The sequence below is a fragment of the Lacinutrix undariae genome (assembly GCF_052934785.1).
In genome coordinates, this window is record NZ_CM128809.1 from 3,255,229 (window position 1) to 3,268,727 (window position 13,499).

Annotated in this window: 13 protein-coding genes; 8 read left to right on the forward strand and 5 right to left on the reverse strand. The window is 30.4% G+C overall.

What is annotated here, in order from left to right; genetic code table 11:
• Window positions 1–58: 58 nt before the first annotated feature.
• From ACU4C5_RS14695 to ACU4C5_RS14730, 8 genes are all read left to right on the forward strand, one after another.
• Window positions 59–949 (forward strand): 3-hydroxybutyryl-CoA dehydrogenase, encoded by an 891-nt coding sequence (locus ACU4C5_RS14695; RefSeq protein WP_446844967.1) that lies wholly within the window; start codon window positions 59–61, stop codon window positions 947–949.
• A gap of 67 nt (window positions 950–1,016) precedes the next feature.
• Complete coding sequence (locus ACU4C5_RS14700; RefSeq protein WP_446844968.1) at window positions 1,017–2,255, forward strand: DUF1015 domain-containing protein; 1,239 nt, start codon at window positions 1,017–1,019, stop codon at window positions 2,253–2,255.
• A 1-nt stretch (window position 2,256) separates the two neighbouring features.
• The gene (locus tag ACU4C5_RS14705; RefSeq protein WP_446844969.1) at window positions 2,257–2,928 is read left to right on the forward strand and encodes a YggS family pyridoxal phosphate-dependent enzyme; all 672 of its coding nucleotides are present in this window, start codon (window positions 2,257–2,259) and stop codon (window positions 2,926–2,928) included.
• Between the two features lie 12 nt (window positions 2,929–2,940).
• Window positions 2,941–4,308: an exonuclease domain-containing protein gene (locus ACU4C5_RS14710; RefSeq protein ID WP_446846468.1), complete on the forward strand. Its 1,368-nt coding sequence runs from the start codon at window positions 2,941–2,943 to the stop codon at window positions 4,306–4,308.
• Between the two features lies 1 nt (window position 4,309).
• The gene (locus tag ACU4C5_RS14715) at window positions 4,310–6,262 is read left to right on the forward strand and encodes a DUF3858 domain-containing protein (RefSeq protein WP_446844970.1); all 1,953 of its coding nucleotides are present in this window, start codon (window positions 4,310–4,312) and stop codon (window positions 6,260–6,262) included.
• A 22-nt stretch (window positions 6,263–6,284) separates the two neighbouring features.
• Window positions 6,285–7,115 carry an ion transporter gene (locus tag ACU4C5_RS14720; protein ID WP_446844971.1) on the forward strand — a complete coding sequence of 277 codons (831 nt, stop codon included), beginning with the start codon at window positions 6,285–6,287 and terminating at the stop codon, window positions 7,113–7,115.
• A gap of 16 nt (window positions 7,116–7,131) precedes the next feature.
• Window positions 7,132–8,055 carry a tRNA (adenosine(37)-N6)-dimethylallyltransferase MiaA gene (gene miaA, locus ACU4C5_RS14725; RefSeq protein ID WP_446846469.1) on the forward strand — a complete coding sequence of 308 codons (924 nt, stop codon included), beginning with the start codon at window positions 7,132–7,134 and terminating at the stop codon, window positions 8,053–8,055.
• A 111-nt stretch (window positions 8,056–8,166) separates the two neighbouring features.
• Window positions 8,167–8,358 (forward strand): cold-shock protein, encoded by a 192-nt coding sequence (locus tag ACU4C5_RS14730; RefSeq protein WP_446844972.1) that lies wholly within the window; start codon window positions 8,167–8,169, stop codon window positions 8,356–8,358.
• A gap of 196 nt (window positions 8,359–8,554) precedes the next feature.
• Here ACU4C5_RS14730 and ACU4C5_RS14735 read toward each other — a convergent pair whose 3' ends face one another.
• From ACU4C5_RS14735 to ACU4C5_RS14755, 5 genes are all read right to left on the reverse strand, one after another.
• Window positions 8,555–9,262 (reverse strand): response regulator transcription factor, encoded by a 708-nt coding sequence (locus tag ACU4C5_RS14735; RefSeq protein ID WP_446844974.1) that lies wholly within the window; start codon window positions 9,260–9,262, stop codon window positions 8,555–8,557.
• Window positions 9,263–9,265: 3 nt separating this feature from the next.
• Window positions 9,266–10,837, reverse strand: a complete 1,572-nt coding sequence (locus tag ACU4C5_RS14740; protein WP_446844975.1) for a sensor histidine kinase — start codon at window positions 10,835–10,837, stop codon at window positions 9,266–9,268.
• Window positions 10,838–10,900: 63 nt separating this feature from the next.
• Window positions 10,901–11,500 carry a dephospho-CoA kinase gene (gene coaE, locus ACU4C5_RS14745; protein WP_446844977.1) on the reverse strand — a complete coding sequence of 200 codons (600 nt, stop codon included), beginning with the start codon at window positions 11,498–11,500 and terminating at the stop codon, window positions 10,901–10,903.
• On the reverse strand, window positions 11,497–12,438 hold the full coding sequence (locus ACU4C5_RS14750; RefSeq protein ID WP_446844978.1) for a CdaR family protein: 942 nt from the start codon (window positions 12,436–12,438) through the stop codon (window positions 11,497–11,499). Before ACU4C5_RS14750 ends, coaE begins: the two co-directional genes overlap by 4 nt.
• Window positions 12,439–12,454: 16 nt before the next feature.
• A complete protein-coding gene (locus ACU4C5_RS14755) occupies window positions 12,455–13,468 on the reverse strand; it encodes a glycosyltransferase family 2 protein (RefSeq protein ID WP_446844979.1) in 1,014 nt (337 codons plus the stop codon).
• Window positions 13,469–13,499: the final 31 nt, after the last annotated feature.

Here is a 13,499-nt window from a genome sequence, read left to right on the forward strand (position 1 = left end):
ACAAAAAAAATAAAAATTAACACGATTTTTCCTTCGGGAAGACTTAAAGTATTGTGATATGAAAAACATAGCAGTTATAGGTGCAGGAACCATGGGAAATGGAATTGCACACACATTTGCACAAAGCGGATTTAATGTTCAACTTATTGATATTAGCGAAGCTTCATTAAAAAAAGGTTTAGAGACTATTACTAAAAATCTAGACCGTATGGTAGCTAAAGAACGAATTTCTGAAGCTGATAAACAAAATACACTTAATAATATTACAACTTATACCAGTATTAAAGATGGTGTAGAAAACGCAAGTTTGGTTGTTGAAGCTGCTACTGAGAATGTAGATTTAAAGCTCAAGATTTTTAAGCAATTAGATGAATTATGTGCTGAAGAAACGGTTTTAGCAACTAATACATCTTCAATTTCTATTACACAAATAGCGGCAGTAACAAATCGTCCTGATAAAGTCATTGGAATGCACTTTATGAATCCGGTGCCAATTATGAAATTGGTTGAGATTATTAGAGGATACAATACTAGTGATGCCGTTACAAAAACTATCATGGAATTATCTACTCAATTAGGAAAAACACCTGTTGAAGTAAATGATTATCCTGGTTTTGTAGCTAATCGTATTTTAATGCCAATGCTTAACGAATCTATTGAAACTTTATACAACGGTGTTGCCGGAGTACAAGAGATTGATACCGTTATGAAACTTGGTATGGCACATCCAATGGGACCATTACAGTTGGCTGATTTTATTGGTTTAGATGTGTGTTTATCTATTCTAAACGTTATGTACGAAGGATTTAAAAACCCAAAATACGCCCCTTGTCCATTATTAGTAAATATGGTAAGAGCTGGTAAATTAGGTGTAAAATCTGGTGAAGGTTTTTACGATTATTCTCAAAGTAGAAAAGCAGAGCAAGTTTCGGCTCAGTTTTCAAAATAAAATATAAATTATAGCAGAGGTTAGTTTATTAACATGTACTAACCTCTGTTTATTTTTAGCATATAACATGGCAAACATCATTCCTTTTAAAGCGGTACGTCCTACACGAGACAAAGTGAGTTTGGTGGCTGCAAGATCCTATCAAAGTTATTCGGTGCAACAACGCGAAGCACGATTACGAGATAATCCGTTTTCGTTTTTGCACATTGTAAATCCTGGTTACAAATATGATAAGGAAATTTCTGGTACTGAGCGTTATTCTTTAGTAAAAAACAGATATTCAGAATTTAAAGAGGATGCTATTTTTGTTCAAGATGAAACACCTTGTTACTATATATATAAAATTGTAGATAGAGAGAATCAAGAATTCAACGGAATTATTGCTGCTTCAAGTGCTTTAGATTATGAAAATAATGTAATAAAAACGCATGAAGATACAATTGCCAATCGCGAAACCATCTTTAAAGATTACTTAAAAACAGTAGGCTTTAATGCAGAACCTGTACTACTCACCTATCCTGATAATTCGGTTATAAAACAAATTATAGACGAGACACAAAAGGAACGTGCAGAATATGAGTTTACAACCACTTACAGAGACACACATTATCTTTGGAAAGTAGATAATCCTGAAACTTTAAGCATTATCGCTAAAGAATTTAAGGATATGGATACTATTTATATTGCAGATGGTCATCACAGATCGTCATCATCATACTTGCTATATAAAGATTTAAAAGAAAATAACCCTACACATACCGGAAACGAAGCTTATAACTTTTTTATGAGTTATTTAATTCCTGAATCCGATTTACAAATTCATGAATTTAACCGATTAGTAAAAGGTTTAAACGGCCTGAGTAAAGAAGAGTTTTTAATACAATTAGATGCTTTTTTCAGAATTGAAAATAGAGGCGCTATTCCTTATAAACCTTCAAAAAAACAACATTTCAGCATGTATTTGGAAGGTGAATTTTATTCCCTTTACTTACGTAAAAAAACATATACCATTTCTAATTCTTTAGATGGCTTGGATGCACAAATTCTATTTAAAACCATTTTACAACCTATTTTAGGGATTGAAGATTTAAGAAATGATGATCGTATAAAATATATTAACGGAAAAAAAGACCTTGTTAACATTAAGACTAATGTAGATAATGGAAATTTTACCGTTGGTTTTGGTATGGTCCCAGTTACTATTAACGAATTAAAAGAGATTGCTAATGATGGTTTAAAAATGCCACCAAAAAGCACATTTATAGAACCTAAACTCCGTAGTGGAGTTACTATTTACGAATTTTAAAATGTCTATACAGCACAATTTAAACAGTATTAAATCTCAATTACCAGAGCAAGTAACTTTGGTAGCAGTTTCAAAAACTAAACCTGTAAGCGACCTTATGGAGGCTTACAATACAGGACAACGCATTTTTGGAGAAAATAAAATCCAAGAAATGGCAGACAAATATCAGGAGATGCCAAAAGATATTAAATGGCATATGATAGGACATGTACAAACCAATAAGGTAAAATACATGGCGGAATTTGTAGATTTAATTCATGGTGTGGATAGTTTTAAATTGCTGAAAGAAATAAATAAACAAGCAAAAAAGCACGACCGAGTTATTAACTGCTTACTTCAAATTAAAATAGCCGATGAGTTATCTAAATTTGGAATGACTAGTGAAGAGGCAGCAACTATTTTACAGTCTGATGCATTTAGCGAATTAAAACATGTTTGCGTTACCGGAATTATGGGAATGGCAACTTTTACAGATGATGAAACTCAAGTTAAAAATGAGTTTTCAGAATTAAAAAACAGTTTTGATCACTTAAAACAATTTCAAAATACGAACGCACACTTACAAACTATTAGCATGGGAATGAGTGGCGATTTTAAACTCGCTATAACCTGCGGAAGTACAATGGTTAGAGTTGGAAGCAGTATTTTTGGAGCAAGAAATTATTCAATTTAAAACCACAATCTTATCTACGCAATATTAGACATAGAAACTACAGGAGGAAAATTCAATGAAGAGGGAATTACCGAAATCGCCATTTATAAATTTGACGGTCATAAAGTAGTCGATCAATTTATTAGTTTGGTAAATCCGGAACGAGAAATTCAACCTTTTGTTGTAAATCTTACAGGAATTAACAGCAATATGCTTAAAAATGCACCTAAATTTTATGAGGTTGCAAAACGTATTGTTGAAATTACTGAAGACTGCATTATTGTAGCTCATAATTCACAATTTGATTATCGTATTTTACGCACAGAATTTAAGCGTTTAGGGTTTGAATACAAACGTAAAACCCTATGTACGGTAGAGTTATCACAACAATTAATCCCAGACCAAGACTCATATAGTTTGGGTAAATTAGCACGCGCTTTAGGAATTCCTGTTAATGACAGACACCGAGCAGATGGTGATGCTATTGCAACAGTAAAACTGTTTAAAATGTTGCTGAGTAAAGATTTGGATAAGGTTATTATTACTGAAAAAATAAAAGCTGAAGTCACCGATAAAATGCAAGGAAATTTGCAGCAAATTCTCGAAGATTTACCAAGTATTACTGGCGTTTATTACATTCATAATAAAAATGGTGAAATTATATATATTGGTAAAAGTAGAAATATTAAAAACCGAATTAATCAGCATTTTACCAACAATTCTTCACGGTCTAAAAAACTACAACTACAGGTGGCTTCTGTAACTTATGAACCTACCGGAAATGAGCTAATAGCGCTTCTGAAGGAAAGTGAAGAAGTAAAACGTAAAAACCCTAAATATAATAGGTCTTTAAAACAAACTACGTTTCATTACGGATTGTACAGTTTTACGGATGCTAACGGATATCTCAATTTAGAAGTTACTAAAATTGATCCTGAAAAAACGGCTATTATCACCTTTACTAACAAGCAAAGCAGTACAAGTTTTATGCTTAAAAACGTAAAAGCATATAATCTTTGTCAAAAACTAACAGGGCTTTACGATACTAATTCTCATTGCTATAATTATAAATTAAACACCTGTGAAGGTGCTTGTGTAAACGAAGAACCTGCCGAAACTTACAACAAACGTGTTAATGAGTTGATTTCAAAATATGATTTAAACCATAAAAATCTGGTAATTTCAGATAAAGGCCGTGAGGTTGATGAGCGTAGTGCAATACTTATTAAAGATGGGGTTTTTAAAGGCTTTGGTTTTTATAATCTTAACCATCAAATTAATACAATTAGCGTACTAGAATCATTTATTACGCCAATGCAAGCCAATCAAGATACCAAGCATATTATACAGAGTTATATGCGTAAAAACAAGAATTTAAAGATTGTTAATTTAGACGCTTAAAATGAAATATTTTGTGCAAATCCTACTCTTACTTTGTGCTTTAAATTTACAAGCACAAACAGATTTTAATGCTTCAGAATATAATGTAAGCAGAAATGATTTAATTACCAATCATTTTGAAAATGACTCTACAGCTGGCGCATTAGTGATTTATGAAAAAGGCTATAGCTATATTGATAAGCATGATTTTAGATTAAAAACAGAAATTAAAAAGAAAATTAAAATCCTTAATGCTAACGGATTTGGTAAAGCCACCGTTGCTATTTACTTGTATTACAACAAGCGTAATAAAGAAAAAATAAGCAATATTAGAGCTATTACCTATAATTTGGATGGTGAAAAAGTTTCAACCATAAAATTAGAAGACGATCAGATTTACACTGAAGCATACAACAAAAATCATACTGCTATAAAATTTACTTTACCTGCTATAAAAGAAGGCTCGGTAATTACTTATAGTTATGAATTAGATACCCCTTTTATATACAAATACAGACCATGGAATTTTCAAAGTGATATTCCAAAATTGTATAGCGAATACATTACAAGTATCCCAGGAAATTACGAATATAATGCAAAATTAGTAGGTGGTTTAAAATTCTCAGACCGTTCGGTTGCGTACGAAAGAGAATGTTTAAAAACCAATTATGGCGCATCGGCAAACTGCAATATATCTACCTATAAAATGGAAAATATTCCCGCTTTTATTGAAGAAAGTTATATCACTGCAAAACAAAACTACTTATCAAGAATTGAATATGAACTTGAAGTATACCGAGGTTTTGATGGACGTATTGATAATATTTCAAAAACTTGGAAAGATGCAGATAAAGAGTTTAAGTTAAATGATAATTTAGGTCATCAATTAGGAAAAGGTAACTATGCTAAAACCTTATTAACTGCCCAAATAACTAATGCTGATACTCCTTTACAAAAAGCACAAAATATTTACAAATACGTACAAGACACATACACTTGGAACAATTCTTACTCTAAAGAGGTTAAGGTGAAAGATTTAGTTTCTGAGAAATCTGGAAACGTTAAAGAAATTAATATTTTACTTCATAACCTACTAGAAAACGAAGGTTTTAAAGTATATCCGGTATTATCATCTACTCGAAAAAACGGTTTCCCAACAAAACTATATCCTATTATTACTGATTTTAATTACTTAATTGTACAAGTTGAAATCGATGGTAAAACATACTTATTAGATGCTACCGATAAGTATTTAGATTTTGGAATGCTTCCGTTTAGATGTTTAAATTTAACAGGGCGTTTATTAGATTTCAAAAATGGGAGCAGATGGATTGATATTGAAGCTAATAAAATGTCTATCGTTAGAAATAAGGTTGAATTATCGCTTAATAAAAATCAAGAATTATCGGGGACAATTAGCTCAGTAAATTCGGGATATCATGCGCTACCACTTAAAAAATCTTATTTTGAAAGTTCAGAAAATTATCTAAAATATTTTGAAAACACATACCCAAACATTCAGTTTTTAGATCATAGTGTGAGCACCGAAAACCAAACCAGCTTTGATTTTAAAGAAACATTTACAGTCAATTCTCAACTAGAAACTATTGGAGGTAACATTTATCTTAATCCTTTTTTATTCAAAGTAATCTCAGAAAACCCATTTAAACTTCAAGAACGCACCTACCCTATTGATTTTGGATATAAAGATGCCTATCTATATTCTTTTGAAATAAAAACAGATGGTTATGATGTTGTAGAAATTCCAAAAGATTTAAATCTCTCACTCCCAAACGGAAAAGGCACACTTATATTTACAACAAAACAAACCGATAATTCGGTGATGATTTACTTTAAATTCAATTTTACAGATGCCATTTACGGAGCTTCATATTATTCAGTTTTAAAAGCTTATATGGGTAAAATAGTTGATATTCAAAAGAATTCATTAATTTTATTAAAGAAGAAATCATAAATCTTTTAGTACATTTGAAACTATGAGTCAAACCAAATTACATAAAGATTGGAAAGCAAAACTTCATGAAATTATTTATGAAGCAGATACACCTGCAGGAAAGCTATTTGACGTTATCTTACTTATTGTTATTTTAGCAAGTATTGGTTTGGTAATGTTAGAAAGTATTAAATCTTTTGACATAAAATATCATACCTATTTAGATATTGCCGAGTGGATTATTACAATCCTTTTTACTGTTGAATATATTGCGCGTATTGTAACTGTTAAACAACCACTTAAATACGTTACTAGTTTTTATGGAGTTATTGATTTACTATCCACGTTACCAAAATATTTATCTATCTTTTTTGTTGGCACACATGCACTTGTAGCGTTAAGAGCATTACGTTTACTACGCGTATTTAGAGTTTTAAAACTGGCGCGTTATACCGGAGCATCCAACCAATTAGCCACAGCAATAAAGGCAAGTAAACCAAAAATATCAGTGTTTTTATTTGCGGTAGTTATATTATCTATCATTTTTGGAACCTTTATGTATTTAATAGAAGGTGAAGAAAGTGGATTTGAAAATATCCCAATAAGCATCTATTGGTGTATCGTTACCCTTACCACAGTTGGATACGGAGATATTTCGCCAATAACACCATTAGGACAGTTTATAGCCTCAATTATTATGATTTTAGGTTATGGAATTATAGCAGTTCCTACCGGAATTGTTTCAGCAGAATTTGCAAAATCACTAAACACCAACGAACAAAACACACAATCTTGTGCCAACTGTTTGGAAGAAAATCATAAATCAGGTGCCAAATTTTGTCATAAATGCGGGCACACACTTCATGTAGATTAACCTTAAATATAATTATATCTCAACTACAACATCAAATAACTACCTCATTTCAATAGTTGGACCAACAGCTATAGGAAAAACAGCATTAAGCATTAAATTAGCGCAACATTTTAATACCGAAATTATTTCGGCAGATTCCCGCCAGTTTTTTAAAGAAATGCAAATAGGAACAGCTGCACCTAATCCTGAAGAATTGGCAAGCGCTCCTCATCATTTTATTCATCATAAATCCATTACAGAAACCTATAATGTTGGTGCTTTTGAAAAAGAAGCCATAGCAAACTTAGATACCTTGTTTAAAACACATAATACCGTAATTATGGTAGGTGGTTCTGGCTTATATATTGATGCGGTAACAAAAGGTTTGGATGATTTCCCTGAAGTTGATCCTAATATTAGAACACAATTAAATTTACAGTTAGAAACTCAAGGCTTAGAAGGTTTACAGCAACAACTACAAGAGTTGGATATTGTGGCCTATCAAACTATTGCTATTGATAATCCACAACGTGTAATTAGAGCTTTAGAAATTTGTATTGGAAGCGAAAAACCTTATTCTTCATTTTTAAAAAAAGGAAAAGTAAATCGTAATTTTAAAACCATAACCATAGGAATAACTGCCGAAAGACAATTAATTTATGACCGTATAAATAAACGTGTAGATCTTATGATGGATGCCGGTTTATTAGACGAAGTTATAAGCTTAAAATCACATCAAAATCTGAACGCTTTAAACACCGTTGGCTACAAAGAACTTTTTAAATACCTTGATGAAGAATGGGATTTAGATTTTGCCGTTTCTGAAATAAAAAAGAACAGCAGACGCTTTGCAAAGCGTCAATTAACATGGTTTAAACGAACAGAAAGCATTAATTGGATAGATTATAATACCAATTTTAATACCGTTACCAACTTGCTAAAAGAAAAAATGATACCTTGATTTTTATACAAAAACTACCTGAAAGTTAAATAGTTAAAATAAATATACTATTTCACTTTAAAGTCAATTTATAAACACTATCTTTATACCTTTAATAATTTAATTTATATTATGAGTAAAGGTACCGTAAAATTCTTCAACGACTCTAAAGGGTTCGGATTTATCACTGAAGAAGACAACAACAAAGAACATTTTGTACACATTTCTGGTTTAATTGACGAAGTTCGTGAAGGAGATGAAGTAGAATTCGACTTAACAGAAGGTAGAAAAGGATTGAACGCAGTAAACGTAAAAGTTATCTAATATTCGATATTTTTTTAATGTAAAAAGCCAGCAATTTGCTGGCTTTTTCATGTGATATAAGTTCGTAATTCATAAAAAACAAACTACTCATATTTTAATAATAAGTATCTTTTCAGAACAAATATAGTTTCATTCTGAAAAGATAATAAAGAAACTCATACAGTATTTTCTAACTCTTAAATAAGAATTAACTGTATTAGCTTTTATTGACTACAAGTCTGAAACCTTCACCGTGAATGTTTAAGATCTCTACATTTTCATCTAATTTAAGGTACTTACGTAATTTAGCAATATACACATCCATACTTCTTGACGTAAAGTAATTATCGTCTCTCCATATTTTTGTTAATGCTAATTCTCTTGGCATTAAATCATTTTCATGAAGTGCAAGCATACGTAAAAGCTCATTCTCTTTTGGAGACAGTTTTACAGGATCAGCACCATCAAATTTAAGAAAACGTAATTTTGAGTTTAAATCAAAACGACCGATTTTAAATTCAAATTGTTTGCTATCTGCAACTGTGTCTGTAGCTTTGCGTTGTATGATTGCTTTAATTTTCATTAACAACACTTCGCTATCAAAAGGCTTATTTAAATAGTCGTCTGCCCCTACTTTGTATCCTTTTAATACATCCTCTTTCATCGCTTTTGCAGTTAAGAAGATAATTGGAACTTCGGCATTTTTCTCTCTAATTTCTTTAGCTAATGTAAAACCATCTTTATATGGCATCATTACATCTAAAATACAAAGATCGTAATCGTCTTTTTTAAATTTCTCAAAACCTTCCATTCCATTTTTAGCATGAACCACATCATAATCGTTCATGTTTAAATAGTCTTTTAAGACTGTTCCAAAATTTGGATCGTCTTCTACTAATAGAATTTTTTTATTTTGTTCTTCCATAATCTAAGATATTAGTGGCAGTTTTACTGTAAATACACTACCTTTTCCTTTTTCACTTTCTACTGATATATGCCCATGGTGATCATCTACAATACGTTTTACATAGGCCAATCCTAATCCATGTCCTTTTACGTTATGTACATTTCCAGAATGTTCTCTATAAAACTTTTCAAAAATTTGTTTTTGAACTTGTTTTGACATTCCATTACCTTGATCGGCAATTTTTAATAATATATTATTTCCTACGTTTTCTGTGTAAACATCAATTTTTGGAGCTTCGTCGCTATACTTAATAGCATTGTCCAAAATATTTACAATAACGTTAGTAAAATGACTCTCATTGGCTAATATTGAAGATTTATCTGCATTTAAATGCAACTTCACATACCCTTTTCTATCTTCAACAATTAATTCAACGTGAGTAATAGCGTCTTCTACTAAGTCGTGTAACTTTAGCCTTTCCTTACTAATGTTAAGCTCATTTTTTTCAAGTTTAGATATTCGTAGTACATTTTCTACTTGAGCGTGCATACGTTTGTTCTCTTCTTTTATCATTCTTAAATAACGCATAACCTTCTCTTGATCTCCAATAACTTTAGGATTTCTAATAGAATCTAAAGCCAAATTAATTGTTGCAATTGGCGTTTTAAACTCATGCGTCATGTTATTGATAAAGTCTGTTTTAATTTGAGAAATTTTGCGCTGTTTTATTAACTGATAAATTGCACTTGCATACGCTACAATTATAATGGTGGTAAATAAAATAGAGAGTAGTAACATTTTTACAATCGATGAGAATAAAAATTTATTTCGCTCTGGAAAATCTACATATAAAGCATAATCGCTTTCATCATTATTATCCAAGAATACAGGAACGCCGTAAACGGTTGGTTTTCTTAACTCAAAATAATCAGATTGTACTTTGGTTGCTAAATCTTTATCGTAAATAGCAAATTCAAAATCAATACCTATTCCTTCTCCTTTTAGTTGCTTTTTAAGTAAATTTTCAACATAATCTTTAGATACTCTTTTATAAACTGGTATGTTTTTAAAATAATCTCTGGTGGCTGTTTCAAACTGTGCTTTATCCAAATACGTCATATCACTCATGTTTTTGAATGATTTTTGAAGACTAAACCCTGCATTACCGTCTAATATATTACTATTATCAAATATTTTGGTGGTTCTTGTATTTGTAAATTTGCTTAAATTAAAACTTAAACTATCTGAACTTGTATCAAAGAACATGTTGGGCACTTTAAAACTTTCTTCCAACATACTATTTTTATAAATAATAGTTTCGTTAGAAAAATCATTTCTTTCTAAGATAAATATCTCTCTTAAAGTTGTTGAATCTGGTTTTTTACTCCCAGCTAACCATTGCTCTGAATAAGTTTTAAACTCCCTATCCTCTATTGCTTTTGATACAAAACTTAGAGATCTTTTTACGTTGAGTTCAAAATTATTTTCTTCGTTTTTTAACGAATTATTAATAAAATAAGTTTGAACAAAAATGATTCCAATGAGAGATAAACTCATTAAAACCACTAATAAAATAAACAGTTTTTTGCCCATTGGTCAAATTTAACATTTTAACATTTACTTTTCTTTATCTTTAACCTTACATTAACACAAATGTTAATTTTTGGGAATTATTTCATTTTCTAACAAAAATTTATGTGTATTCACAACCTGTTCCTTAGTCTTTTGTAAATTATCATTATCTATAATAAAATCTGCTCGCTTTATTTTTTCTACTTCACTGAGTTGATTATTCATAACTGCTAATACTTTTTCGCGAGTAGAATTATCACGTTTCAACACTCGTTGTATGCGGGTTTCCTTATCTGCAGTTACTAAAATAACAGCGTCATATTTAGATTCCATATTGTGCTCAAAAATGATAGCAACTTCTTTTATGACGTAAGGAGCGTTTTGTTTTTCGGCCCATTTTTTAAAATGTTTAGCCACTTTAGGATGTACAATAGCATTCATTTTTTGTAAAAGCATCTTATCATTAAATACCTTTGAAGCTATATATTTCCTGTTTAATTCTTTATTGGTATAAGCATTTTCCCCAAATAAATCAAGGAGTTTATTTTGAAGTATTTTTGATGTATTCAACAACTTTTTGGCTTCTGTATCTGCTATATATATTGGCACGCCAAGATCTTGAAACATATTTGCGACTGTAGTTTTTCCGCTACCAATTCCTCCTGTAAGACCTATTATTTTCATTGCATCAGTATAAATTCAACTTTATTCTGTTTAATTCTTGCCGATTTAACAAGATTTGGTTTTTTGATTAATCGTGGTGTTAATACGGTTGTATTTCCATGTAAAGCATCATTATAATCGCATTCAACAATAAAATCTAACACTTTTATATGCTTAAATTCATTTAAAGATACATAATAAATTACGGTGACTGTTTTAGGGAAATAATTAATGGTTGTATGCTCTGGTAGGTTAACAATATTTATAGGAATTTCTAATGTTCCTTCAGTAAACTTTTCAACATTACCTGTTATACTCACTTCTGTTTCCGATAGTTTTATATGATGAATCTCTTTTGGTAACTGTAAGCTTATAGATTGCGAAATATTACTCTTTACATTTTTCAACAATATTGGTTTTGATAAAATTTCACTGATATTTTCAATCTCCTTTTCTGGACCAATAACATTTATTGAATCTGGAGATATACTTATTTTTTTTGTTACATCATAACCTGCTACAAATGTTATTGCAGATTGCAATTTTATAGGAACTTTTTTTACTGAAAGTGTTTCAAAACCAAACTTAATAGTATCTGGTTTTACTGCTAAGATGTCAACCTTATTTCTTATTTGAGATTTTATATTGGGTAAATTTTTATTTGAAGCCCATATATAAGTTCCTTTTTTCATGTATAAATCTTTATCAAAATCTATTTCAATAGTATTATCCTGAAAAAGAAAAGGTAATATATTAAACCCATATGAAGAGACTACCAAATCTACTTTTGCTGTTTTATTTTCTGTGAGCACCTTACGTTGTGGTACATTTATAAAAGCAACATCAAACGTTATGGTTTCGGTATATAACCGAGAAAGTTTTGTGATAATTAAGAATAAAAAAGACAATACTAGAAATAGAGCAAAAACATTTAATTTTTTACTTTTTATTGACTTCAATAAGTAGGTTTTAAAACTATTTAGCATGTTTAAAAAATAAATGAGGAAATTGTTTTTCTGGATCTCTTTTTAAAATACCTACCAAAAATGTAGATTTTAGAAAGCCAAACCCGTAACCAAAAAACTGAATTACAATAGCTATTAAAGCTTGAAAAGCCACCACAATACTTTTACTAGATACTAATGCAACAATAAAAGCCATTGTAAAGTATAAGGCATAAATAGTAATTGCAAATTTTATATTGAACAGTAATAGTACTAATGAAATTATAAAACCTCCGGAAAACAATGTAGGTAACCAATAAGTTATTTTAGATGTTTCTGGATGCCATTGATTTAAAATGGGACGAACCATACCAAATTTATTGACTTGTATATAAAATTTAGACCATGAAATTCTTCGTTTATGGAATACGTAAGCTTCAGATATTAATCGTGTTTTAAACCCTAATTTCTCTAATCTAATTGATAAATCTGGATCTTCACCTGGATGAATCACTCCAAATCCTTTTGAACTTTCAAAAGCTTTTTTAGAAAGTCCCATATTAAAACTTCGAGGTTCAAACTTATTAACTTTAGTTTTCCCGCCTCTAATTCCACCTGTAGTGATGAAAGAAGTCATCGTGAAATTAATTGCTTTTTGAAGATTTGTAAATGATTGATGTGCCGTATCTGGACCTCCAAAACAATCTATATAATTCTCAGATAAATTATTATTTACAGCTCCCAAATATTGTTCTGGGAGTATACAATCTGAATCTAAAATTATAAAATAATTCCCTTTGGCATTTTTCATACCATAGTTTCTAGAGTCTCCAGGACCTGAATTTTGTTTGAAAAAATAGGTGATATTTAATAGCTCACTATAACTATCAATAACAGCCTTACAATCAACTGTTGAGCCATCTTCAATAATTACAATTTCAAAATTAAAATTACCTTCTAACGCGGTAAAGCTTTCTAAAAGCTCTTTTACCTCATCGGGCCTGTTATACACAGGGATTATAAACGAAAAACTAAGTGAATTCATACCTTACAAAGGTACATAAACAAACAATAAA

What these genes read in the sequence shown, in the direction of transcription:
- ACU4C5_RS14700 (WP_446844968.1), top strand. Translation starts at nt 1,017, where the DNA reads ATGGCAAACATCATTCCTTTTAAAGCGGTACGTCCTACACGAGACAAA.
- ACU4C5_RS14705 (WP_446844969.1), top strand. Translation starts at nt 2,257, where the DNA reads ATGTCTATACAGCACAATTTAAACAGTATTAAATCTCAATTACCAGAG.
- ACU4C5_RS14720 (WP_446844971.1), top strand. Translation starts at nt 6,285, where the DNA reads ATGAGTCAAACCAAATTACATAAAGATTGGAAAGCAAAACTTCATGAA.
- ACU4C5_RS14755 (WP_446844979.1), bottom strand. Translation starts at nt 13,468, where the DNA reads ATGAATTCACTTAGTTTTTCGTTTATAATCCCTGTGTATAACAGGCCC.
- ACU4C5_RS14735 (WP_446844974.1), bottom strand. Translation starts at nt 9,262, where the DNA reads ATGGAAGAACAAAATAAAAAAATTCTATTAGTAGAAGACGATCCAAAT.
- ACU4C5_RS14730 (WP_446844972.1), top strand. Translation starts at nt 8,167, where the DNA reads ATGAGTAAAGGTACCGTAAAATTCTTCAACGACTCTAAAGGGTTCGGA.
- coaE (WP_446844977.1), bottom strand. Translation starts at nt 11,500, where the DNA reads ATGAAAATAATAGGTCTTACAGGAGGAATTGGTAGCGGAAAAACTACA.
- ACU4C5_RS14740 (WP_446844975.1), bottom strand. Translation starts at nt 10,837, where the DNA reads ATGGGCAAAAAACTGTTTATTTTATTAGTGGTTTTAATGAGTTTATCT.
- ACU4C5_RS14695 (WP_446844967.1), top strand. Translation starts at nt 59, where the DNA reads ATGAAAAACATAGCAGTTATAGGTGCAGGAACCATGGGAAATGGAATT.
- ACU4C5_RS14715 (WP_446844970.1), top strand. Translation starts at nt 4,310, where the DNA reads ATGAAATATTTTGTGCAAATCCTACTCTTACTTTGTGCTTTAAATTTA.